General features: G+C 71.3%; 16 protein-coding genes and 1 pseudogene. 14 read left to right on the top strand and 3 right to left on the bottom strand.

Annotated elements, in window-relative coordinates; all coding sequences use genetic code 11:
* Nucleotides 1–226: 226 nt before the first annotated feature.
* The 12 genes and pseudogenes from ABT009_RS29750 (at nt 227) to ABT009_RS29695 (ending at nt 17,457) form a co-directional block, all read left to right on the top strand.
* A complete protein-coding gene (locus tag ABT009_RS29750) occupies nt 227–1,849 on the top strand; it encodes an ABC transporter substrate-binding protein (protein ID WP_351301585.1) in 1,623 nt (540 codons plus the stop codon).
* Nucleotides 1,846–2,958 carry an ABC transporter permease gene (locus ABT009_RS29745; RefSeq protein WP_351301582.1) on the top strand — a complete coding sequence of 371 codons (1,113 nt, stop codon included), beginning with the start codon at nt 1,846–1,848 and terminating at the stop codon, nt 2,956–2,958. The genes ABT009_RS29750 and ABT009_RS29745 overlap by 4 nt, the downstream gene beginning before the upstream one ends.
* Nucleotides 2,955–3,818, top strand: a pseudogene (locus ABT009_RS29740) (ABC transporter permease); the annotation flags it as partial. The gene ABT009_RS29745 and the pseudogene ABT009_RS29740, both read left to right, overlap by 4 nt.
* A 178-nt stretch (nt 3,819–3,996) precedes the next feature.
* Complete coding sequence (locus ABT009_RS29735; protein ID WP_351301576.1) at nt 3,997–5,163, top strand: ABC transporter ATP-binding protein; 1,167 nt, start codon at nt 3,997–3,999, stop codon at nt 5,161–5,163.
* Complete coding sequence (locus ABT009_RS29730) at nt 5,160–6,269, top strand: ABC transporter ATP-binding protein (RefSeq protein ID WP_351301573.1); 1,110 nt, start codon at nt 5,160–5,162, stop codon at nt 6,267–6,269. Before ABT009_RS29735 ends, ABT009_RS29730 begins: the two co-directional genes overlap by 4 nt.
* A 70-nt stretch (nt 6,270–6,339) precedes the next feature.
* A complete protein-coding gene (locus tag ABT009_RS29725) occupies nt 6,340–7,497 on the top strand; it encodes an LLM class flavin-dependent oxidoreductase (protein WP_351301570.1) in 1,158 nt (385 codons plus the stop codon).
* Entirely contained in the window at nt 7,494–9,992 is a 2,499-nt protein-coding gene (locus ABT009_RS29720) for a molybdopterin-dependent oxidoreductase (protein WP_351301567.1), read from the top strand. The genes ABT009_RS29725 and ABT009_RS29720 overlap by 4 nt, the downstream gene beginning before the upstream one ends.
* Complete coding sequence (locus ABT009_RS29715; RefSeq protein WP_351301564.1) at nt 9,989–11,368, top strand: acyl-CoA dehydrogenase family protein; 1,380 nt, start codon at nt 9,989–9,991, stop codon at nt 11,366–11,368. Before ABT009_RS29720 ends, ABT009_RS29715 begins: the two co-directional genes overlap by 4 nt.
* A gap of 2 nt (nt 11,369–11,370) precedes the next feature.
* A complete protein-coding gene (locus tag ABT009_RS29710) occupies nt 11,371–12,510 on the top strand; it encodes an LLM class flavin-dependent oxidoreductase (RefSeq protein WP_351301561.1) in 1,140 nt (379 codons plus the stop codon).
* A complete protein-coding gene (locus ABT009_RS29705; RefSeq protein WP_351301558.1) occupies nt 12,507–13,295 on the top strand; it encodes an alpha/beta hydrolase in 789 nt (262 codons plus the stop codon). Before ABT009_RS29710 ends, ABT009_RS29705 begins: the two co-directional genes overlap by 4 nt.
* Nucleotides 13,296–13,391: 96 nt before the next feature.
* Entirely contained in the window at nt 13,392–13,922 is a 531-nt protein-coding gene (locus ABT009_RS29700; protein WP_351301555.1) for a flavin reductase family protein, read from the top strand.
* Between the two features lie 160 nt (nt 13,923–14,082).
* Entirely contained in the window at nt 14,083–17,457 is a 3,375-nt protein-coding gene (locus tag ABT009_RS29695; protein WP_351301698.1) for a pyruvate carboxylase, read from the top strand.
* 145 nt (nt 17,458–17,602) lie between these two features.
* Here the strand turns inward: ABT009_RS29695 and ABT009_RS29690 are convergent, their stop codons facing one another.
* From ABT009_RS29690 to ABT009_RS29680, 3 genes are all read right to left on the bottom strand, one after another.
* Nucleotides 17,603–18,007, bottom strand: a complete 405-nt coding sequence (locus tag ABT009_RS29690) for a DUF779 domain-containing protein (RefSeq protein ID WP_351301552.1) — start codon at nt 18,005–18,007, stop codon at nt 17,603–17,605.
* Nucleotides 18,007–19,524, bottom strand: coding sequence for an aldehyde dehydrogenase (gene adh, locus ABT009_RS29685; protein WP_351301549.1), 1,518 nt, complete (start codon nt 19,522–19,524; stop codon nt 18,007–18,009). Before adh ends, ABT009_RS29690 begins: the two co-directional genes overlap by 1 nt.
* A 168-nt stretch (nt 19,525–19,692) precedes the next feature.
* Nucleotides 19,693–20,931, bottom strand: a complete 1,239-nt coding sequence (locus ABT009_RS29680) for a GAF domain-containing protein (RefSeq protein ID WP_351301546.1) — start codon at nt 20,929–20,931, stop codon at nt 19,693–19,695.
* Nucleotides 20,932–21,519: 588 nt separating this feature from the next.
* Between ABT009_RS29680 and ABT009_RS29675 the strand changes: the two genes are divergently transcribed.
* Both ABT009_RS29675 and ABT009_RS29670 read left to right on the top strand, forming a co-directional pair.
* A complete protein-coding gene (locus ABT009_RS29675) occupies nt 21,520–21,735 on the top strand; it encodes a type A2 lantipeptide (protein ID WP_351301543.1) in 216 nt (71 codons plus the stop codon).
* Nucleotides 21,736–22,225: 490 nt separating this feature from the next.
* The gene (locus tag ABT009_RS29670) at nt 22,226–23,113 is read left to right on the top strand and encodes an alkaline phosphatase family protein (protein ID WP_351301540.1); all 888 of its coding nucleotides are present in this window, start codon (nt 22,226–22,228) and stop codon (nt 23,111–23,113) included.
* Nucleotide 23,114 lies beyond the last annotated feature (1 nt).

Below are 23,114 nucleotides of genomic sequence, written 5' to 3'. Positions count from 1 at the left end.
TCGCTGCTCTCCTCCGCCGATGGGCTGAGCCAGACCGTCCTGCCGGACTGCCCCGTCTGCCACCGCCGACCACTGTGGGAGCGGCTCTGAGGAGCAGCACCCTCATTCGCCCGGCTCCGCCTCCACTTGCCCCTCACCTCCTCCGCCCGCGCCCCACCGACAGGGCGTCCCAACGGCCCGTCCGAGTACCCGTCTCACGCGGCGCGGCCCAGAAAGGTGCGCTTCCATGCCGAAGTTCCGCTTGCCGTCCACCAAAGAACCGTCCGGCCGATCGCCGTTCGCGGGCGCCGACGCGGACAGTCCGCGCCACGACCGGCTTCCGGCCCTGAAGGCCCTGGACCGGCGTTCCTTCCTCGGGCTGTCGTTCGGGGCCGGAGCCGCCCTCGCCCTGACCGCCTGCGGTGGACAGTCCACCTCGACCGCCGGAAGCGGCGGAGGAACGCTCAAGTGGGGCTGGCAGCTGCCCACTTCATGGGACCCGGTCACCTCGTCGGCCGGATGGGACGTGCACGCCCTCTCCCTCGTCTACGCGGCGCTGACGAAGCTCGACCCCAAGGGCGTCGCCGTGCCCGCCCTGGCCAAGTCGTGGAAGTACAACGACGACGGCACCGTCGTGACCTTCACCCTCCGCCCGGGACTGACGTTCGGCGACGGCAGTCCCATTGACGCCACGGCGGTGAAGAAGAGCCTCGAGCGTGGCCGTGACTACGAGAAGTCCCTCGTGGCCGCCCAGCTGATCGGCGTCAAGAAGGTGACCGCGCTCGATGAGCACACCGTCGAACTGCGGCTGAAAGAACCCGACTTCCAGGTCCCCGCTCTTCTCGCCGGCAAGACCGGCATGATCGTCAACCCGAAGGTCTTCGAGAAGAACGCCGCGAGCCTGGCCACCAAGCCCGCCGGCGCCGGGCCGTACACCCTCGTCTCGTACGTCGAGAACTCCAAGGCCGTCCTGCGCCGCAACGCCGCCTACTGGGACACAGACCAGATCAAGACCGAGAACTTCGAGCTCTATCCGCTCCCGGAGCCCTCGACCGTCGTCGCGGCGCTGCAGTCCGGGCAGTACAACGTCGCACAGATACCCGGCAGCCAGGTCAAGGCCGCCAAGGCCGCCGGCCTGGAGGTCCAGGTCATCCCGTCGATGGTCGTGGCCGTCCTTGATGTGCACATCGGCAAGAAGCCCTTCACCGACCCGGACGTGGCCCTCGCCCTGAAGTATGCGATCGACCGCGAAGAGCTCCTGAAGACCGCTGCCTTCGGCTACGGCGAGGTCACCCGCCAGCCCTTCCCCAGCGGCTACGCGGGCCACGACGATGCGCTCGACAAGCTGTTCCCGTACGACCCGGAGAAGGCCAAGGAGCTGCTGGCCAAGGCCGGTTATGCGGACGGGCTGAAGATCACGCTGTCGGCCCAGAAGGCCGAAAGTGTACCGGAGCTGATCCAGGCTCAGCTGAAGAAGGTCGGCATCGCCGCCACCATCGAGACCATTCCCTCGGACCAGGCGACACAGATCGTCTACATCCAGCGCAGCAAGGCCCTGTACGTCGACCAGTTCGCCGGACGCGACTCCGCCACCCAGGCCTTCCAGGTGCTCTTCGGCAAGGAAGGGCTGATGAACCCGGGTCGCACCACCTCACCCGAGCTCGAGAAGGCTCTCGACGTCGTCCGCCACACGCCGCTCGAGTCGTCGGAGTACCCGAAGGTGCTGCAGAAGGCGACGGGCATCGCCGTGCGCACGATGCCGAACGTGTTCCTCTACACCGTGCCGCGGATCCTGGCCCGCAATCCCAAGGTCTCCGAGATCCCGGCCTACACCGTCGTCCAGCGGTTCGAGGGGGTCACCGTCTCATGAGCGCTCCCGCTCTGACCGACCCGGGCCGCGGACGCGCAGGCGACGGGGCGGGTCCGTCCTCCGCCGGGCCGGCAGCACGGCCGCACGCACTGGAGTGGCTGTCCCGGCGCCTCGCCTCGGCGCCCCGCCCGCTCGGCCGGGTCCTCGTCGTCACCGCCACGGTGTTCATCCTCGCCTCCCTGCTGACCTTCGCGCTGGGCGCCCTGTCCGACGCCAACCCGGCCGCCGCCGTCCTCGGTGACCTCGCCACACCGGCCGACATCGCGCGCATGGAAGCGCAGTTCGGCCTCGACCGCCCGCTGTACGTGCAGTACGTGACCTGGCTCGGGAGCGCCCTCAGCGGTGATCTCGGCGTGTCGTGGTTCACCAGCGTGCCCGTGGCGGACAGCATCGCCCAGGCCCTGCCCGTCGACCTGTCCATCGCCGGTCTCGCTCTGCTGCTCGCGGTGGTGATGGGCGGGAGCGCCGGTATCGCCGCGGCTCTTCACAGCGGCGGCCGCATCGACCGGGCCGTCACGCTCGTCTGCTCGGTGCTGTCGACTCTGCCGCCGTTCCTGATCGGCATCGTGCTCATCGTCGTCTTCGCCGTGCAGTTCGGTGCGCTGCCCACCGGCGGCTACGAACCGCTGAACGCCGGAGCCGGGCAGTGGCTGCGGTACGCGATCCTGCCCGCCTTCGCACTGAGCCTGGACGCAGCCGCCTCCATCGCCCGTCAGCTGCGTACCTCCCTGGTGGGGGCCCTGCGCGAGAACTACGTCATCGGCGCCGAGATGCGCGGATTCTCCGCTCGGCGGGTGCTGTTCGGGCATGTGCTGCGCAATGCCGCGGGACCCGCGCTGACGGTCCTCGGCATGAGCGTGCCGGTGATCCTCGGCGGCGCCGTCGTCACGGAGAAGATCTTCAACCTCCCCGGCATCGCGCAGCTGTCGCTCCAGGCAGCGGAGCGGCACGACATCCCCGTCGTCCAGGGCACCCTCCTCGTCACCGTGGCCGTCGTACTCGTCGCGAACATCGCGGTCAACGCGGGGCTCGCCGCGCTCAACCCGGCCGCCCGCAGGAACAGCGGCGGAGGCACCCGGACCGCGTCGGCCGAGGGAGGCGGCGCATGAGGGTTCTCCGTCTCACCTGGCGCCAGCGCTCGGCCCGTGTCGCGTTGGCCGTCCTGTCCGTCGTCGCGCTGCTCGCCGTCGCCGGCGGTGCCATCGCGCCGGACGATCCGCTGGCCCAGCATCCCGCGGACATGCTGCAAGGGCCCAGCGCAGCTCATCTGCTCGGCACGGACTATCTCGGCCGGGACGTCCTCAGCAGGCTGATCGCCGGTACCGGTCTGTCGATCGCCGGTGCACTGGAGGCGGTCGCCGCCGCAATGCTGCTGGGCGTCATCCCCGGCGTCGCGTCCGTGTGGCTGGGCCGGACCGTGGAGTGGAGCACACAGCGGGCGGCCGACACATTGATGATCATGCCGTTCACGGTCTTCGCGATCGCCGTGGTCGGGGCGCTGGGCAACGGCATGCACCAGGCGATGCTGGCACTCGGTGTGCTGTTCGCACCGCTGTACTTCCGCGTCACCCGGGCGGCCGCGCTCGGCCTCAAGCAGGCCCAGTACGTGGAGGCCGCCGAGCTGATGGGCGCCTCGCGCTGGTGGATCCTGCGCACCCATGTCTGGGGCAAGATCCTCCCGACGGTCGCGGTGACCACGGCCCAGACGGTCGGGCAGGCCCTGCTCGTCGTCTCGTCGCTGACCTTCCTCGGTCTCGGCGTCCAGCCGCCCGCGCCGACCTGGGGCGGGATGCTCGCCTCCGACCTCGGCTATCTGGCCCAGCAGCCCTGGGCGCCGCTCATCCCGGGTGTCGCGATCATGATCACTGTCGGGGCGCTCAACCTCCTCGCGGACGCGATTCGCGACAGCGGAGCTCCCGCGGTCGGTGAGCTGGGGAAGCCGCCGCGCGCCGAGGCCACCGCCCCAGCCGACGCTGTGGTGACCGACGACGACGCCGGGGAACCGCTCAAGCCCCGGGAAGCACAGGGCCGTTCCGCCGGCAGTGCGACGTCATCGGGAGATCTCGACCTGCCGTCGAACGACCACGGCGGCACGGCGGCGACCGTCGAGCGGACCCACATCGAACAGGCAGAGGAGGCCGAGCACCGTGTCACGACCGGCTGAAGCCACGAGGGAGCCACTGCGCGCAGAGAGCGCTCCCAGCAACAGCTCGCATGCCCGCCCGTCCGCCTCCCCGGCCCCCGTACTCACCGTCGAAGGGCTCGACGTCACCATCGGCCGGACCGTACGCGCCGTACGTGACGTGTCCTTCAGCCTGGCGCGCGGCGAAGCGGTCGGCCTGGTGGGGGAGTCGGGCAGTGGCAAGAGCCTCACCTGCCGCTCTGTGCTGGGCGTGCTGCCGCCCGGATGCCGGGTCTCTGCCGGACGGATCACGCTCTCCGCGGACGCAGACGGAGGCACGGACGCGGGTACCGCCACGGACGCGTCGGCCGAGTCCGCCGAACTGACCGCGCTCTCCCGCAGGGAGTGGAACGCGGTACGCGGCCGCCGCATCGGCGCGGTCTTCCAGGACCCCGCCTCGTACCTCAACCCGTCGCTCACCGTCGGCCGCCAGCTCGCCGAACAACTGCGCGTGGGACGCGGCCTGTCGCGGTCGGCGGCGCACGCCCGTGCCGTGGAATTGTTCGCCGCCGTGGGACTGCACCGCCCCGCGGAGCTCTACCACCAGTACCCGCACGAGCTGTCCGGCGGCATGCTGCAGCGCGTCCTCATCGCTATCGCCGTCTCCTGCGAACCGGAACTCCTCATCGCCGACGAGGCGACCACCGCGCTCGACGTCGTCATCCAGGCGGAGATCCTCGAACTGCTCCAGAACCTCCGCAAGGTACAGGGACTCGCTCTGCTGCTGGTCACGCACGACCTCGCCGTGGTCGCCGAGAGCTGCGACCGCGTCGTCGTGATGTATGCGGGAGAGATCGTCGAGGACGGCCCGACCGCCGAGGTCCTCGCCGCGCCCGCCCACCCGTACACCGAAGCGCTGCTGCGGGTGGCGTCCATCGGCGACTGGGGACGCCGCGAACTCGACATCATCCCCGGCCGACCGCCCGAGACGGGAGCGGACCTGCCGGGCTGCCGCTTCGCCGACCGCTGCGCCCACGCGACGAAGGAGTGCACCGCCGGGCCCGTCGCCCTGCGCACGCTCGAGGGCGGTCGCAGGGCCCGCTGCCTGCGCCCTGCCGGCCCGTCCGGCGAGACACCCTCCGCCGCCGCAGCCGACGCCGGCCTTCCCGTCCCGCAAGGAGCCGCCCTGTGAGCAGCATCCTGGCGCCCGACCGAAGCGCGCAGACCCCAGAGTCTGGCGAGCCGGCGGCCCTGCTGGAGATCACTGGGCTCGGTGTGTCCTACGGCCGCCGGGCTGTCGTACGAGGATCCGCCCGGCGTACGCGTGTGCTGGCCGACGTCGGCCTCACCGTCCGGGCGGGGGAGATCGTCGGCATCATCGGCGAGACCGGTTCCGGCAAGACCACGCTCGCACGCGCCACGGTCGGACTGGTCCGCCCCGACGCGGGCAGCATCCGCTTCGACGGCCGCGACCTGACTGCCCTGGACCGCCGTGAGCTGCGGGACTTCCGCCGTTCGGGACGGATCCAGTACATGTTCCAGGACCCGCTGCGGTCCCAGGACCCGGACCTGATGGTCCGCCAGATCGTTGCCGAGCCGCTCGCGGCCGTCGGTGCGCTGACCCGGCAGGAGCGAGCAGCGCGTGCCGACGAAGCCCTGACCCTTGTCGGCCTGGACGCTGCGGAGCTCGGGGAACGTATCCCCGGGCAGATCTCCGGCGGACAGCGGCAGCGCGTCTCGCTGGCGCGGGCGATCGTCACCCGGCCGCAACTGCTGCTCAGCGACGAACCCGTCAGCGCTCTGGACGCCTCCAACCGCAACCTCGTCCTGGGCCTCCTCGACCGCCTCCGCCGCGACCTGGGTCTCGCCGTCGTCGTGATCTCTCACGACCTCAGCTCGCTCGCCGGGATCGCCGACCGGGTGGCCGTCCTCTACCGCGGCCGGCTCGTCGAACAGGGCCCCATCAGCGAGGTGCTGGAGCACCCACGGCATCCGTACACGGCGCTGCTCACGGCCTCCGCCCCCAGCGTGCGCTCGGAACACCGGCTGCTGCCCGCACAGTTGCGAGTCCCGGCTGGGCGAGACCCGTGGCCGGACGACGTGGGCTGCGTCTTCGCGCCGCGCTGCCGGTTCGCCGACGACGCGTGCGGTACGGAGCCGCGTACGGCGGCCGTAGGCGCACCGGAAGTGTCGCGGGCCCCTGAGGCGCCCGCCGCAACGGCCGGTGCCCTGACCCTGGCCGCCGTGCACACGGTCGCCTGCCACCACGCCGACTCCTGGCGCGACCGCCTCGGCTGAGCCGCCCAACAGCACCCGGCGCGTCGGCGCCCCGCCCCCATCCCTTCGACCACCCCGGAGTCACGCCGCCATGACCATCGAGTTCATAGGCTTCGCCGCCACCCAGGAGACCAGCGAGAGCGGTCCGGCCACGCCCACCGCCACCCTCGCCGACGGCTCCCCGCAGCCGGGCGCGGGCCACGCCCCTGGCCCCGTCGTCCAGCCCGACTACGTACGCGAGGTCGCCCGCGTCCACGAGGCGTCCGGCTTCGACCGTGTCCTGGTCGCCCACTCCTCGGCGAGCCCCGACGGCTTCACCGTCGCCGACCAGGTCCTCACCCACACCCGGCGCCTGGGCGTCCTGCTCGCGCACCGCCCCGGCTTCGTCGCCCCGACGCTGGCCGCACGCAAGTTCGCCACCCTCGACGCCTTCCATCCCGGACGGGTCGCCCTGCACGTCATCACGGGCGGCGACGACGCCGACCAGGCGCGCGACGGCGACTTCACCGACAAACCGACCCGCTACCGCCGCACCGACGACTTCCTGGACGTGGTCCGCAAGGAGTGGACCGCCACCGAACCCTTCGACCACGGCGGCGAGTTCTACCAGGTCGAAGGCGGGTTCTCCGCCGTGCGCCCCGCCGCACCCATCCCTGTGTACTTCGGCGGCGCCTCCGCCGACGCCATCCGTGTAGGTGGCAAGCACGCCGACGTCTACGCCTTCTGGGGCGAGCCGCTGGCCGGCATCGCCCAGCGCATCCGCGAGGTGCGGGCCGCCGCCGCACCGTACGGCCGCGACCCGCGGTTCAGCGTCAGCCTGCGGCCCATTCCCGCCGCGACCGAGACCGAGGCATGGGAGCGCGCCCGGGAGATCCTGCGGCTGACCAAGGAGCGCTTCGGCGAGCTGCGCAAGTCCTTCAACATCGACCACAGCGAGCAGCGCGGCTCCCAGCGCCTCCTGGAGTACGCGGCAAAGGGCGAGGTGCACGACAAGCGCCTGTGGACCGAGATCGCCAAGACCACTGGTGCGGCGGGCAACTCCACTGCTCTGGTGGGCAGTTACGAGCAGGTCGCCGATTCTCTGCTGGACTATGTGGCCCTCGGCGTCACCACCCTGCTCATCCGCGGTTTCTCCCCGCTTGCCGACGCCCGGGACTACGGCACCCTCATCGACCTGGTCCGCTCCGGAGCCGTACGCGACGCGCGGACCGCCCCGGCCGCCCTGGAAGACCCCGTGGTGCCCGCATGACACCCCCCGTACCCATCGTTCGTGCGGACGCCCTGCCGCCCGTGACCTCGCATGTGCCCACCACCTCGCACTGGGGCGCGTACAGCGTGCGACCCGACACGGACGGACGGCTCGACATCCGGCCGCATCCCGCCGACCCCGCGCCCTCACCGCTGCTCGGCAACATCGACGGGGCGCTGCGCCACGCCACGCGCGTGCGCAGGCCCGCGGTGCGGCGCGGCTGGCTCGAGACCGGGCCCGGACCGAGCCGGGCACGCGGCCGCGAGCCGTTCGTCGAGGTCGGCTGGGACGAGGCGCTCGACCTCGTCGCGGCCGAGCTCGCCCGCGTACGCGACGAACACGGCCCCCAGGCGGTGTTCGGCGGCTCCTACGGCTGGGCGTCGGCCGGCCGCTTCCACCACGCGCAGAGCCAACTCCACCGCTTCCTCAGCCAGCTCGGTGGCTACACCGCGTCCCGAAACTCCTACAGCCTCGGCACCTCGCTCGTCCTGCTTCCCCACCTGCTGGGGCGGGCGGGCACCGAAGCGGTACTGCGCGCGGCCTCCAGCTGGCCGACGCTGGCGCAGCACACCGAGCTGATCGTCGCGTTCGGCGGCATCCCCGCGAAGAACGTGTACGTGACCCCTGGCGGCGTCACCCGGCACCGCACCCCCGGGCATCTCGCCGGCCTCGCTTCCGCGGGCACCCACATCGCGCTGATCAGCCCGCTGCGGGCCGACCTGCCCGAGGGGCTGGACAGCACGTGGTACCCGGTGGTTCCCGCCACTGACACCGCTCTCATGCTCGGCCTCGCACACACCCTGCTCACCGAGGGCCTGCACGACCGTGCCTTCCTCGACCGCTGCACCACCGGCTTCGACACGTTCGCCCGCTACCTCGACGGCCGCAAGGACGGCACGGCGAAGTGCGCCGACTGGGCCGCCCGCATCTGCGGTATCGACGCCGACGACATCCGCCGGCTCGCACGCCGCATGGCCGCATCGCGCACCCTGGTCACCGTCACCTGGTCACTGCAGCGCATCCAGCACGGGGAGCAGCCCGTCTGGGCGGGGCTGGCCCTCGCCGCGATGCTCGGCCAGATCGGGCTGCCGGGCGGCGGCTTCGGGCACGGCTACGGATCGATGGGCGACGTCGGCGACCACGGCCCCCAACTGCGACTGCCGTATCTGCCCCAAGGACCGAACCCCGTCGACGAGTTCATCCCCTGCGCCCGCATCGCCGACATGCTGCTACACCCGGGCGGGAGCTACGACTACGACGGCGAGCGTCGCACCTACCCCGACATCCGCCTCGTCCACTGGGCCGGCGGCAACCCGTTCCACCATCATCAGGACCTCGGACGGCTGCGCCGTGCCTTCGCGCGACCCGAGACGATCGTCGTCCACGAACCCCACTGGACGGCCACCGCCCGCCACGCCGACATCGTCCTGCCCACGACCACCACCCTCGAACGCGAGGACTTCGGCGGCGGCCGACGCGACACCCATCTGATCGCCATGCACCGCGCCGTCGACCCCGTGGGCGAGGCCCGTGACGACTACGCCATCCTCGCGGGAATCGCCGCCCGCCTTGGCTTCGGAGAACGCTTCACCGAAGGCCGTACGCCGCGCCAGTGGCTGGAGCACCTGTACGGTGAGTGGCGCGAGGAGCTGAGCAGCGCCACCAGTGCGGACGTTCCCGGCTTCGAGGAATTCTGGGCGGCCGGGGAGTACGAACTTCCATCCGGCCCAAGCGACTTCACTCTCTTCGAGGACTTCCGCGGGGACCCGGACGCCTTTCCGCTGGACACCCCGAGCGGCCGTATCGAGATCACCTCGGCCGCGATCGCGGCTCTCGGGCTCACCGACTGCCCGGGGCACCCCGCCTGGCTGGAGCCCGACGAATGGCCCGGCGCCTCCGCTGCCGAGCGCCACCCTCTGCTGCTCATCGCCAACCAGCCCGCCACCCGGCTGCACAGCCAGTACGACATGGGCGCGCACAGCATGGCCTCGAAGGTCGCCGGGCGCGAGCCGGTCGAACTCCACCCCGACGATGCCGCAGCCCGCGGCATCCGCGACGGCGACGTCGTACGCATCTTCAACGACCGCGGCGCCGTCCTCGCCGGAGCCCGGATCGGCGACGGGCTGCGCCCCGGCGTGCTGCGGTTGCCCACCGGTGCGTGGTTCGACCCGGCTCCCGACGGCGACGGTGATGTGCCGCTGTGCGTGCACGGCAATCCCAACGCCCTCACCGCCGACGTGCCCAGCTCCCGGCTCAGCCAGGGCTGCACGGGGCAGCACGCCCTCGTCCAGGCGGAGAAGTACGAGGGCCAGGCGCCGGCCGTGACGGTGCGGCGCCCGCCGCTTCTCCAGGATGGCGCGTCCGTGGCGCGCCACGCCCCTCGTCCCCAAGAGCCGCGCCAAGCAATCCCGATCAACCCGACCACCCCGATCAACCCGACCACCCCGATCACCGCGACCAACGCCGATCACCGCGACCGGCCGGAGACCTCGTGACACGTACTGGCCAGACCAAGGGCTTGACCACCACCGGCACCCTCGACGCGGGCGGAGCCCGTACCGACCGCCCCGACACGGATGAACCCCGCGCCGACCGCCCGGCCGCAGACGGCCCACGTACCGACCGCCCCGACACGGATGAACCCCGTGCCGACAGCCGGGACGCAGACGGCCCTCGTACCGTCCGCCCCGCCCCAGCGTTGCCGCCGCCCCGTCTCGACCGTCTCCCCGACGTCACCCGGGCCCTCGCCGCCCGCGCCGCCGAGCACGACCGCGACGCGTCTTTTCCCACCGAGGGCATCGCCCTGGTGCACAAGGCAGGGCTGCTCACCGCGACCGTCGCACCCCGGTACGGCGGCCCGGGCGAGGGCCTCGCCGACACCGTCCGCATCCTGCGCGCCCTCGGCGCCGGTGACCCGGCCGTCGCCCTGGTCACCGCCATGACGCTGTTCGTCCACGCCGGAGAGGCCCGGACCCCGAGCTGGCCGTCTGCCGCCTACACCGAGTTCCTCACCGAAGCCGCCAGCCGCCCGGCCCTCGTCAACGCACTGCGTGTCGAGCCCGAGCTCGGCAGCCCGGTGCGCGGCGGTCTGCCCGCGACCACGGCCCGCCGCGACGGGGATCACTGGGTGCTGACGGGCCGCAAGATCTACTCGACGGGCGCCGTCGGGCTGAGCCGCATGCTTGTTTACGCCCGCACGGACGAAGACCCGGTACGTGTCGGCTCGTTCGTCGTCCGCGGCGGCAGCCTGGGGCTGTCCATCGAGCCGACATGGGACCACGTCGGGCTACGCGCCAGCCGCAGCGACGACGTGCTGCTGGACGGGGTCCGCGTCCCCCTCGACGAGGTCGTCGGTCTCACCGAGGCCCGCACCGCGGCTCCCGGCGCCCGCCAGGACGTGGCATCCGGAGCGTGGAACGCTCTCGGGCTCACAGCCCTGTACCTCGGTGTCGCCGACGCAGCCCGCGACTGGCTCACCGGCTTCCTCCACGAACGCGTCCCCACCGGGCTCGGCGCGCCGCTGGCCACCCTGCCCCGGTTCCAGACCGCCGTCGGCGAGATCGAGAGCGCTCTCACCGGGGCCGGCGTCCTCGTCGAATCCCTCGCCGCGCGCGTCGACGCAGGCGACCAGGACGCCCTCGACCAGGCAGGCATCGCCAAGGTCCTCGGCACCCGCGCCGCCATCGGCGCCGTCGAACAGGCCCTGCAACTGACCGGCAACCACGGCCTGACCCGAGCCAACCCCCTCCAACGCCACTACCGCGACGTCCTCTGCAGCCGCGTCCACACTCCGCAGGACGACTCCGTCCTCACCGCCGTCGGCCGTGCAGCCCTCGACCGTCGCCTCACCGCAGTGAAAGGCAGCAACTGACCATGACCAGCCCGTCCGTCGAGTTCATCGGCATGATCGGCACCCATGACGCCTCGGAGACCCGGCCCGCCACCGGTCCGGCGATCGACCCGGCGTACACGGCCCGGTTCGCCCGCGCCCACGAGGACGCCGGCTTCGACCGGATCCTCATCGGCTACAGCTCCACCCGGCCCGACGGCCCCCAGGTCGCCGCGTACGTCGCGGCCCGCACCGAACGCCTCGGCCTGCTCATCGCCCACCGGCCCGGTTTCATCGCCCCGACGCTGGCCGCCCGCAGCTTCGCCACCCTCGACCAGTTCACCGAGGGCCGCGTCGCCGTTCACACCATCACCGGCGGCAACGACGCTGAACAGCGCCGGGACGGCGACTACCTGGACAAGGACGAGCGGTACGACCGCACGGACGAATACCTGGGCATCCTGAGGCGCGCCTGGTCCTCCTCCGAGTCCTTCAGCCACGAAGGCCGCCACTACCGCTTCGAGGACTACACGCCCGGGGTGCTGCCACACCGTCCGTCGGGTATCCCGCTCTACTTCGGCGGCTCCTCGGAGGCCGCGTACCGGGTGGGCGGCAAGCACGCCGACACGTTCGCCCTGTGGGGCGAGCCGCTCGCCGAGACCGCCGAGCAGATCGCCTCCGTCCGCGCGGCCGCAGAGGCCGCGGGCCGCACCGAACCGCCCGGCATCAGCGCCTCCTTCCGTCCCATCCTCGCCCCGACCGAGGAACTCGCCTGGGAGCGCGCACACCGCATCCTCGACACCATCAAGGCTGGTGCCGGCCGCCCCTTCTTCCCCAACTCGCCGCACCACACCGGCACGCCGACGCCCCAGAACGCCGGCTCCCAGCGCCTGCTCGCGGCCGCCGCCAAGGCCGACCTCCACGACCGCTGCCTGTGGACGCCCACCGCCACCGCGACCGGCGCGGGCGGCAACACCACCGCCCTCGTCGGTACGCCGGAGACCGTCGCCCAGGCCCTCCTCGACTACATCGACATCGGCGTCACCACGATCCTCATCCGCGGCTTCGATCCGCTCGACGACGCCATCGACTACGGCCGCCACCTGCTGCCGCTCGTCCGCCAGGAACTCGCCCACCGCGCCGCCACCGCCGCGCCCCTCACCCTCGCCGGAAGCGCCCGATGACCGACCTCGCCACCACCCCCGCCCCGTCCGCCGCCACCGCTCACAGCTGGCAGCCACCCGCCGGCATCGCCCCGCGCGGCACCCTCGTCGTCCTCCCCGGGCGCGGCGAACACGGCCTCGTCTACGAGCGGTTCGGCCGCCGCCTGTCCGCCGACGGGTACATCGTCCACGCCCTGGACACCACGCCCGAGCACGACCCCGACGCCGTCCTGACCGCCGCGGCCGAGGCCGCGGGCCCCGACCCCGTCGCGCCCGTCGTCCTGGCCGGCAGCGACACGGGTGCCCTCCAGGCCCTCCAGACCGCGGCGGCCACCGACGCCGACCATCTGACCCTCGACGGCCTTGTCCTTGCCGGCACAGCCCCCACGACAGGTACCGGTCCGGCCGGCGCCGACACGGACACCGCCTCGGACTGGGACGCCGAGCTGAACGCCCGCACGGCGTGCCCGACCCACCGCCAGAAGCTGACGAGTGACCCGGCTTTCGCAAGGGGCCGGCTCACCGGGCCGGTACCGCACCACCTGCTCACCGACGCCCTCCCGGACCTCCCCATCCTGGTCCTGCACGGCGCTGCCGACCCGCTGACGCCCCTGGAGCAGGCCCGTGCCCTGGCTCACCGCCTGCCGCGCGCAACGTTCGGCGTCCTGCACGAGGGCCTGCACGACGTTCTCAACGACGCCTCGCACCGCACCACCGCCGCGGCCGTCGTCCAGTGGCTGGAGCGGCTGCGCGCCGACGCCGAGCTGCGCCCGATCCTGACCATCGAGCCGCTGAAGCAGGGCTGACCCGAAACGGGCGAACAAGCACCACACGCATTACGGACCGGGCCCGCCCCTCCAGAGGCGGGCCCCGGCCCCACACCCAGCCGAAAGGGAAGCGGCATGACCACCACCTCCATCAACCACCTCGCGGAACCGTCCGCGGCGCCCTCACCCGACGAGATACTCCGCCGCATCCTGCGCCGCCACGCGTCAGGCGTCACAGCGATCACCGTCCCCGGCCCCGCGGGCTTCACCGCCACCTCCTTCACGTCCGTATCCCTCCACCCGGCCCTCGTCTCCTTCTGCCTCGGGGCCACCGCGTCGACCGCGGATGCCGTGCAGCGGGCGGACAGGTTCGCCGTCCACATTCTGGGAGTGGACAACACCGCCCTGGCACGGCAGTTCGCACGCAGTGGCATCGATCGCTTCGCGGGCGTGCCGTATCTGCAGGAGAGCGACGGACTTCCGGTACTGACCGGCGTACCGGCCTGGCTCACCGCCCGTACCGCCTCGGTGCAGCGCATCGGAGACCACCTCCTCGTCGTGGGTGAGGTCGAATCGGGTGAGGTCCGCGAGGAGGCCACCGCGCTCGTCTATCACGAGGGCGCTTTCGCCGCCGTTTCCCAGCTGGTTCGGCCGACGTCGGAGTGAGCGTTCGCGGCGTATGACAGGCCCGGCGCCGCAGTATCTTGGACTGACGGGCGGCTACGGTCGCGGACGTTGATCCACGTGAGTGGCGCGCCTCACATGGCACAGAAGGGGCGTCCCCGACACCATGGTGCGCGACACCGGCAGGGTGAAGGGATCCGGAATGTTCCGCAAGGTGCTGGTCGCCAACCGTGGTGAGATCGCGATTCGTGCGTTTCGTGCCGGCTATGAGCTGGGTGCGAGAACCGTCGCCGTCTTCCCGCACGAGGACCGCAACTCGCTGCACAGGCTGAAGGCCGACGAGGCCTATGAGATCGGCCAGCCGGGGCACCCGGTGCGGGCCTACCTCTCGGTCGAGGAGATCGTCCGTGCTGCGCGTCGGGCGGGAGCCGACGCCGTCTACCCGGGCTACGGGTTCCTGTCCGAGAACCCCGACCTGGCGCGCGCGTGCGAGGAGGCGGGCATCACGTTCGTCGGGCCGAGCGGGCAGACGCTCGAGCTGACGGGGAACAAGGCGCGCGCGGTGGCCGCCGCCCGCGCGGCCGGCGTGCCGGTACTCGGCTCCTCGGCGCCCTCGACGGACGTGAACGAACTGGTCCGCGCCGCCGACGAGATCGGCTTCCCCGTGTTCGTCAAGGCGGTCGCGGGCGGCGGCGGGCGCGGCATGCGCCGCGTCGAGGACCCGGCCGCGCTGCGCGAGTCCATTGAGGCGGCGTCCCGCGAGGCCGCTTCCGCGTTCGGCGACCCCACCGTCTTCCTGGAGAAGGCCGTCGTAGATCCCCGCCACATCGAGGTGCAGATCCTCGCCGACGGGCAGGGCAACGTGATCCACCTGTTCGAGCGCGACTGCTCTCTGCAGCGCCGCCACCAGAAGGTGATCGAACTCGCGCCCGCGCCGAACCTTGACCCTGCGCTGCGCGAGCGGATCTGCGCCGACGCCGTGCGCTTCGCCCGGGAGATCGGCTACCGCAACGCGGGCACCGTGGAATTCCTGCTCGACCGCGACGGCAACCACGTCTTCATCGAGATGAACCCGCGTATCCAGGTCGAGCACACGGTGACCGAGGAGGTCACCGACGTCGACCTCGTACAGTCGCAGTTGCGCATCGCCGCCGGCGAGACGCTGGCCGACCTCGGGTTGTCACAGGACACGGTCACGGTGCGTGGCGCCGCACTGCAGTGCCGTATCACCACCGAGGACCCGGCCAACGGCTTCCGCCCGGACACCGGCAGGATCAGCGCCTACCGCTCTCCGGGCGGCTCGGGCATCCGCCTGGACGGCGGCACCACCCATGCCGGTACGGAGATCAGCGCGCACTTCGACTCCATGCTGGTCAAACTCACCTGCCGGGGCCGGGACTTCCCGGCCGCGATCGGCCGTGCCCGGCGTGCCGTGGCCGAGTTCCGCATCCGCGGTGTGGCCACGAACATCCCGTTCCTGCAGGCCGTGCTGGACGACCCGGTCTTCCAGGCCGGCCAGGTCACCACGTCGTTCATCGAACAGCGTCCGCACCTGCTCACCGCCCGCCACTCCGCCGACCGCGGCACGAAGCTGCTCACCTACCTCGCCGACGTCACGGTGAACAAGCCGCACGGTGAGCGGCCCGAGCTGATCGACCCGAGCACGAAGCTGCCACCGCTGCCGTCCGCGGAACCGCCCGCCGGCTCCCGGCAGCGGCTCGCCGAACTCGGCCCGGAGGGTTTTGCCCGGTGGCTGCGCGAGTCGCCGACCATCGGCGTCACCGACACCACGTTCCGGGACGCCCACCAGTCGCTGCTCGCCACCCGCGTCCGTACCAAGGACCTGCTCGCGACCGCCCCGGTCGTGGCGCGGACCCTGCCGCAGCTGCTGTCCCTGGAGTGCTGGGGCGGCGCCACGTACGACGTCGCACTCCGCTTCCTCGCCGAGGACCCCTGGGAGCGCCTGGCCGCCCTGCGCGAGGCCGTGCCCAACATCTGCCTCCAGATGCTGCTGCGCGGCCGCAACACCGTGGGCTACACGCCGTACCCGACCGAGGTGACCGACGCCTTCGTGCACGAGGCCGCGACCACCGGCATCGATATCTTCCGTATCTTCGACGCGCTCAACGACGTCGAGCAGATGCGGCCCGCCATCGAAGCCGTGCGGGAGACCGGAACAGCCGTCGCCGAGGTCGCGCTGTGCTACACCTCCGACCTGTCCGACCCGTCCGAGCGGCTCTACACCCTGGACTACTACCTCCGGCTGGCCGAGCAGATCGTGGCAGCGGGCGCCCATGTCCTGGCCGTCAAGGACATGGCGGGGCTGCTGCGCGCCCCGGCGGCCGCGACACTCGTGTCGGCCCTGCGCCGGGAGTTCGACCTGCCGGTGCACATCCACACCCACGACACCGCGGGCGGCCAGCTCGCCACCTACCTCGCCGCGATCCAGGCGGGTGCGGACGCGGTGGACGGCGCGGTGGCGTCGATGGCGGGCACCACCTCGCAGCCGTCGTTGTCGGCGATCGTGGCGGCGACCGACCACTCCGAGCGGCCGACCGGTCTCGACCTCCAGGCCGTCGGTGATCTGGAGCCCTACTGGGAGAGCGTCCGCAAGATCTACGCACCCTTCGAAGCGGGCCTCGCCTCGCCGACCGGACGCGTCTACCACCATGAGATCCCCGGCGGGCAGCTCTCCAACCTGCGCACCCAGGCGATCGCGCTGGGCCTCGGCGACCGCTTCGAGGAAATCGAGGCGATGTACGCCGCCGCCGACCGTATCCTCGGCCGCCTGGTGAAGGTCACCCCCTCGTCGAAGGTGGTCGGCGACCTCGCGCTCCACCTGGTGGGCGCCGACGTGTCCCCGGAGCACTTCGAGGCGACACCGGACAGGTTCGACATCCCCGACTCCGTCATCGGTTTCCTGCGCGGCGAGCTGGGCAACCCGCCCGGGGGATGGCCGGAGCCGTTCCGCACCAAGGCGCTGGAGGGCCGCGCCGAACCCAAGCCCGTGCAGGAGCTGACGGCGGACGACCGCACGGGGCTGGCCAAGGACCGGCGCGCGACGCTCAACCGGCTGCTGTTCCCCGGCCCGGCGCGCGAGTTCGAGACGCACCGCCAGGCATACGGCGACACCAGCGTGCTGGACAGCAAGGACTTCTTCTACGGCCTGCGTCCCGGGAAGGAGTACGCCGTCGACCTCGAACCCGGTGTCCGGCTGCTCATCGAGCTGGAGGCCGTCGGCGAAGCCGACGAACGCGGCATGCGCACCGTGATGTCCACCCTGAACGGCCAACTCCGGCCGATCCAGGTACGCGACACCGCGGCCGCCTCCGACATCCCGGCGACCGAGAAGGCCGACCGGGCCAACCCCGGCCACGTCGCCGCGCCGTTCGCCGGAGTGGTGACGCTCGCCGTCGCCGAGGGAGACCAGGTGGCGGCCGGGGCCACGGTGGCCACCATCGAGGCGATGAAGATGGAGGCCGCGATCACCGCCCCGAAGGCCGGGACGGTGGCCAGGCTGGCCATCAACCAGATCCAGCAGGTGGAGGGCGGCGACCTCCTCGTCGAGATCGCCTGATCCCGGTCGAGCACCAGCGCGGGGCAGGACACGTGGGTGTCCTGCCCCGCACTCCCCTCCGCCGGCGCCGCTCCTCCGCCGGCGCCGCCGCTGCGGCGGCGCCGGATGCCCGGGCCGGCCGAACCGCGAGGTCAGTCTCGCGAGGTCACTCCGTCACCTCGGCACCGGTCGGGAGCGGCGGCTCCTTATCGATGCGCTCCCACTCCTCGTCCGTGAGCACCCGGGAGCGGATCAGGAAGCGCACACCTTCGGGAGCTTCGAGGGAGAAGCCGCTGCCCCGGCCCGGGACCACGTCGACGGTGAGGTGCGTATGCCGCCAGTACGCGTACTGGTCGGCGCTCATCCAGAACGGGGCGTCACCGGCGACGTGACCCAGCAGGACGTCCGAGGCGCCGACCCGGAACTCCCCGCGCGGATAGCACATGGGTGCACTGCCGTCACAGCAGCCGCCCGACTGATGGAACATCACCGGGCCGTGCCGGGCGACCAGTTGCCGCACCAGGTCCCGGGCGGCCTCGGTGAGTTCGACACGCCTGGTGCGGGAGCCCATCAGAAGAACCCGAGCTTCTTCGGCGAGTAGCTCACCAGCAGGTTCTTCGTCTGCTGGTAGTGGTCGAGCATCATCTTGTGCGTCTCACGGCCGATGCCGGACTTCTTGTAGCCGCCGAAGGCCGAATGCGCCGGATAGGCGTGGTAGCAGTTGGTCCACACCCGGCCGGCCTTGATCTCCCGCCCGAGGCGGTAGGCGGTGTTCCCGTCCCGCGTCCACACGCCAGCCCCCAGGCCGTACAGCGTGTCGTTGGCGATCTTCAGGGCCTCGTCGACCGAGTCGTACGTGGTGACGGAGACGACCGGACCGAAGATCTCCTCCTGGAAGATCCGCATGTCGTTGGTGCCGCGGAAGATCGTCGGCTCGATGTAGTAGCCGCCGTCCAGACCGGCGACGGCGCGGGGACGGCCACCGGTGAGCACCTCGGCGCCCTCCTTCTTGCCGATGTCGATGTAGGAGAGGATCTTCTCGTACTGGTCGTTGCTGGCCTGCGCGCCGATCATGGTCGCCGGGTCCAGCGGGTCGCCGGCGACGATGGCCTGGGTGCGCTCGACGCAGCGGGCCATGAAGTCGTCGTAGATCGACGAGTGGATCAGGGCGCGGGACGGGCAGGTGCACACCTCGCCCTGGTTGAGCGCGAACATCACGAAGCCCTCGACGGCCTTGTCCAGGAAGTCGTCGTCCGCGGCAGTGACATCGGGCAGGAAGATGTTCGGGCTCTTGCCGCCCAGCTCGAGCGTGACGGGGATGATGTTCTCGCTGGCGTACTGCATGATCAGCCGGCCCGTCGTCGTCTCGCCCGTGAACGCCACCTTGGCGACACGCGGGCTGGACGCGAGCGGCTTGCCCGCCTCCACGCCGAAGCCGTTGACGACGTTGACCACGCCGGGCGGCAGCAGGTCCGCGATCAGCTCGATGACAAGCAGCAGGCTGGCCGGGGTCTGCTCGGCCGGCTTGATGACCACGCAGTTGCCGGCCGCGAGCGCGGGCGCCAGCTTCCAGGCGGCCATCAGGATCGGGAAGTTCCACGGGATGATCTGGCCGACCACACCCAGAGGCTCGTGGAAGTGGTACGCGACGGTGTCGGCGTCGATCTCGGCGATGCTGCCTTCCTGGGCGCGGACCACCCCGGCGAAGTAGCGGAAGTGGTCCACGGCCAGCGGCAGGTCGGCGGCCAGCGTCTCGCGTACGGGCTTGCCGTTCTCCCAGGTCTCGGCCACGGCGAGCTTCTCGAGGTTCTCCTCGATCCGGTCCGCGATCTTGTTCAGGATGTTCGCCCGCTCCGTCGTCGACGTGCGGCCCCACTGCCCGGCCGCCGCGTGGGCGGCGTCCAAGGCCAGTCCGACGTCCGCCGCCGACGAGCGGGCGACCTCGCAGAAGGCCTTCCCGGTGACCGGCGACGGGTTCTCGAAGTACCGGCCCTCGACGGGCGCGACCCAGTCGCCGCCGATGAAGTTGTCGTAGCGGCGGGCGAAGCTGACGACACTGCCTTCCGTTCCTGGCTGCGCGTACACCATGGCGGCTCTCCTCGGTGGATGCGAGTGCGGTGGCACGGCGGCTCCAACGCCGCCGTGATGCGGTTCACTCTGGTCCGGCGAGGTTGGCGTCAGGTTGGCGTGTCGATGGTTCGTGTGTCCCTGGTGGCCGTCAGTCGCGCAGGGCGGTGCGCCGCACCCCGGCAGCCTTCAGTCGCGCAGGGCGGTGCTCAGCCGTCCGGCAGCGATCGCCCGGCGTGCGTCACCCGGGCCCAGCAGGTGCAGCGCGTGCTCGTGGACCTCCGCGTCGTACGGTGCCCGCTCGCCGTAGTGCAGGGCGTGTTCGGGGCGGGCGCTGGCCAGCACGGCCTCGCGCGCGGTGACCTCCAACCGGGCGCGCCATTCGACGATTCCGGGCGCCTCGGACCGGGGGAGCAGCGGTCCGCGGTAGTGGCGCAGGGCGGTTGCCGTGTCGCCCCTTTCCAGCGCGCACAGCACGTCGACGGCATCACAAGTGACGGGTGCGGTCAGCACGTAGCGGCGTGGGGCGATGCCGCCGCCGAGCGCCCGGCGCAGATGGGAGATCTCGGCCTTGAACGTGGAGGCGGTGACGGGCCGTTCGCCGTACAGCGCCTCGCGCAGCCGGTCCGGTGCGAAGCCGTCCGGCTCCAGCGCGAGGAGCGTGAGGATCTCCAACTGCCGCGGACGCAGGGGCAGAAGCCGGCCGCCCCGGACGGCTTCCTCCGTGCCCATACAGGTCAGCCGAACCGGAGCGCCGTCCCGACGGCCCTGTCCGGGCAGCTCGGTGCGGAGCCTGGTCTCGATCGTGGACACCAGCGTCCGCACAGTGGACATGGCCAGCGGGTGCGAGCGGTCCCAGGTGGTGGACAGGTCGAGCACGCCCAGGATCCGCCCGTCCGGGGCGTGGACCGGCGCGCAGTAGCAGACCCAGCCGTGCAGCGCCGTCACCAGGTGTTCGGCGGAGAAGACGCTGCTGGGACGGCCGGTTCGCAGCGCGAGCGAGAGGGCGTTGGTGCCCATGGCCTCCTCGTCCCAGCGCCCGCCCGGCGCGAAGTTGACCTGCTCCGCGCGCCGCCGCATGGTGCGGCCGCCGCACGTCCACAGGATGGTTCCGGACTCGTCGGTGACGGCGGTGACGAATCCCGCGTCCTCGGCGATGCTGTGCAGCTCGTCGGACAGGTCGTCGACCGGCTGGCGCAGCGGTGAGACCGCCCAGCGCTGACGCAGCGTTCCGCCGTCGGAGACGGGCGCGCTGTCCCGGTCCGGATCGACGCTGACGAGGGAGCGGACCCACGACTCGGTGACCTCGGACCGCAGAGCTCCGGACCCCGTCGGGGACCACCGGGCCGTCTTCATCCGCGGCACCCACCGGGACCACTCGTCCTCCAGCTCGGCCCTGAGACGCCTGAGGTCACTGCGCTGTGACATGTCCCTCCCCTGTCGTCCAACGGGGACCACCGGCCAGTCTCCACCGGAATCCCGCGCGGCGCACCAGTCCGATCCGAGCTTTGCGCACCTGCCCGGCCAGGTGCGTACCCGGGCCGGACCGCTTGGCGTGAGTGGCCCCAGAGATTGCTGAGGCTCGCGGAGGTGGGTGTCCTGCAGCGAATCTGCACACAGGTGACGCAGACGGCACACTCTCTTCGAGACTCGCCGTCCTGTCGGGCCAGCCGGCAATTCCCTTGGGGCGGTATGCCTTTTTCGCTACGGCAGGCTGCAAGGCGCGCGGAAAGTACACCTTCGATCGCGTGAAGAATCAGCCACCAATTCATGGATGCGCGGGCACACCTCACACTCCGGCAGCGCAACGCTTCACAAGTGGACACGTCCTCATTGGATTTGCGGGCAGCGTGCGTGCTTTGCTGTTCGCGGCGCGGAAGTCGTACGAAAAGATGCTGTTTCACCAGGGCACTTGGCGCTGCATCGACTTCCGCCACTGCGGTCTGCACTGTGTGCACGCCTGTCGGCCAGGCCGGCCGTATCCGCTCAACGCCTCGCGAAAGGGAACCTCCCATCATGAGCTCCATCCCCCAGATTGCGACCCAGGAAATCTCCGAGACCGACCTGGACAACGTGTCCGGCGGAACCGGCGCCTGGCTCTCCGCCGGCGCCGACCACGAGGGCGCCTGGCTCTCCGGCGGTGTCGGCGGTCTCGTCCCGGCCGAGCTCAGCCTGTCCGGCCAGGGTTCCATCGACACCTCGGCCATCACGGGTCTCGTCCCGACCCTCTGAATCCTCTCAACCCCGCTCAACAGACTGAATCGACCGTGCGCCGCAACGCGGCATAAGCACGAGCGGTGACCCCGGTCTGCCGACTTCCCCCCTTGCGTCGGCAGACCGGCTCGCTTTTCCCCTTGGCCCGGGCCTTACAGGTTTCGGGCCCGGCGGTACTCCTTCGGCTGCTTCCCTCAGCGCTCCTCGCCCTGCCCTTGATGCCAACGGTCGGTCGGCAGGCGGCAAGCGGCGGGTGGCTAGCGGCGGGCGCAGGCAGCCCGCCACGTACGAACGACAAGGCCGATCAGCCCGGGCTCAGCCCCAACCGCAGCCGTGCACCGTGGTGTCGGCGGCGGCTTGGTGACTGCTTGACCTGGGCTTTGCCTGGCATAGCCACCGTTCTTCTGTTCTTCATTCACGACGTGCGGCCGGGTCCACCGGACGGCTCCTAGTGTTACGGCGCTCCCACCCCCCCGTAACCCCCGTCACTTCTGTCCGGAGGACAGGTATGACCGCCGTCAAGGCTCCCAAGAGCAACAGACGCCCCCTCGCCGCGTTGGCCGGGGCTGCCGCCCTCACCGCCGCGTCGATCGGCCTGTGGGCCACCGCAGGCTCCGCTCAGGCCGCCGCCCTTCCGACCCCCGACCACGTGGTGGTCGTGGTGATGGAGAACCACGCCTACTCGCAGGTGATCGGCAGCTCCAGCGCCCCGTACATCAACAACACCCTCAAGGCGGGTGGCGCCAACCTCACGCAGTCCTACGGCCTCACCCACCCCAGCGAGCCGAACTACTACATGCTGTTCTCGGGCTCCAACCAGGGCCGCACCGACGACAGTTGCGTCAGCGTCGGTTCCATCTCCGCCCCCAACCTCGCCTCCGAGCTGATCGCCGCCGGGAAGACCTGGGCGAGCTACAACGAGTCGCTTCCCAGCCAGGGTTCGACGACCTGCAGCAGCGGCAACTACGCACAGAAGCACAACCCGTGGTTCGGCTTCTCCAACGTGCCGACGAGCACCGCGAAGACTTTTGCGCAGTTCCCGACCGACTACACGACCCTGCCCAAGGTCTCCTTCGTCACCCCGAACCTGTGCAGCGACATGCACGACTGCTCGGTCTCCACGGGCGACACCTGGATCAAGAACAACCTGGGCGCCTACGCCACCTGGGCCAAGACCCACAACAGCATCCTCGCCGTCACCTTCGACGAGGACAACAAGCAGTCCGGCAACCGCATCCCCACCGTCTTCTATGGGGAGCACGTCGCCCCTGGCAGCTCCAGCTCCACCACCTACAACCACTACAACGTGCTGCGCACGGTGGAGGACCTGGCCGGTCTGACCGCTCACGCGGGCAACGCCGCCTCGGCGTCCGACGTCAGCGGCATCTGGAACTGAC

Origin of the sequence: Streptomyces sp. NPDC002896, from assembly GCF_040295225.1 — a bacterium.
Lineage (GTDB): Bacteria > Actinomycetota > Actinomycetes > Streptomycetales > Streptomycetaceae > Streptomyces.
This window is presented reverse-complemented; position numbering and strand designations above follow the sequence as displayed.

Coding starts and splice junctions, on each gene's coding strand:
- ABT009_RS29690 (WP_351301552.1), bottom strand. CDS start 18,007: ATGGGCTCCCGCACCAGGCGTGTCGAACTCACCGAGGCCGCCCGGGAC.
- ABT009_RS29725 (WP_351301570.1), top strand. CDS start 6,340: ATGACCATCGAGTTCATAGGCTTCGCCGCCACCCAGGAGACCAGCGAG.
- ABT009_RS29745 (WP_351301582.1), top strand. CDS start 1,846: ATGAGCGCTCCCGCTCTGACCGACCCGGGCCGCGGACGCGCAGGCGAC.
- ABT009_RS29750 (WP_351301585.1), top strand. CDS start 227: ATGCCGAAGTTCCGCTTGCCGTCCACCAAAGAACCGTCCGGCCGATCG.
- ABT009_RS29710 (WP_351301561.1), top strand. CDS start 11,371: ATGACCAGCCCGTCCGTCGAGTTCATCGGCATGATCGGCACCCATGAC.
- ABT009_RS29670 (WP_351301540.1), top strand. CDS start 22,226: ATGACCGCCGTCAAGGCTCCCAAGAGCAACAGACGCCCCCTCGCCGCG.
- ABT009_RS29680 (WP_351301546.1), bottom strand. CDS start 20,931: ATGTCACAGCGCAGTGACCTCAGGCGTCTCAGGGCCGAGCTGGAGGAC.
- ABT009_RS29705 (WP_351301558.1), top strand. CDS start 12,507: ATGACCGACCTCGCCACCACCCCCGCCCCGTCCGCCGCCACCGCTCAC.
- ABT009_RS29675 (WP_351301543.1), top strand. CDS start 21,520: ATGAGCTCCATCCCCCAGATTGCGACCCAGGAAATCTCCGAGACCGAC.
- ABT009_RS29700 (WP_351301555.1), top strand. CDS start 13,392: ATGACCACCACCTCCATCAACCACCTCGCGGAACCGTCCGCGGCGCCC.
- adh (WP_351301549.1), bottom strand. CDS start 19,524: ATGGTGTACGCGCAGCCAGGAACGGAAGGCAGTGTCGTCAGCTTCGCC.
- ABT009_RS29720 (WP_351301567.1), top strand. CDS start 7,494: ATGACACCCCCCGTACCCATCGTTCGTGCGGACGCCCTGCCGCCCGTG.
- ABT009_RS29695 (WP_351301698.1), top strand. CDS start 14,083: ATGTTCCGCAAGGTGCTGGTCGCCAACCGTGGTGAGATCGCGATTCGT.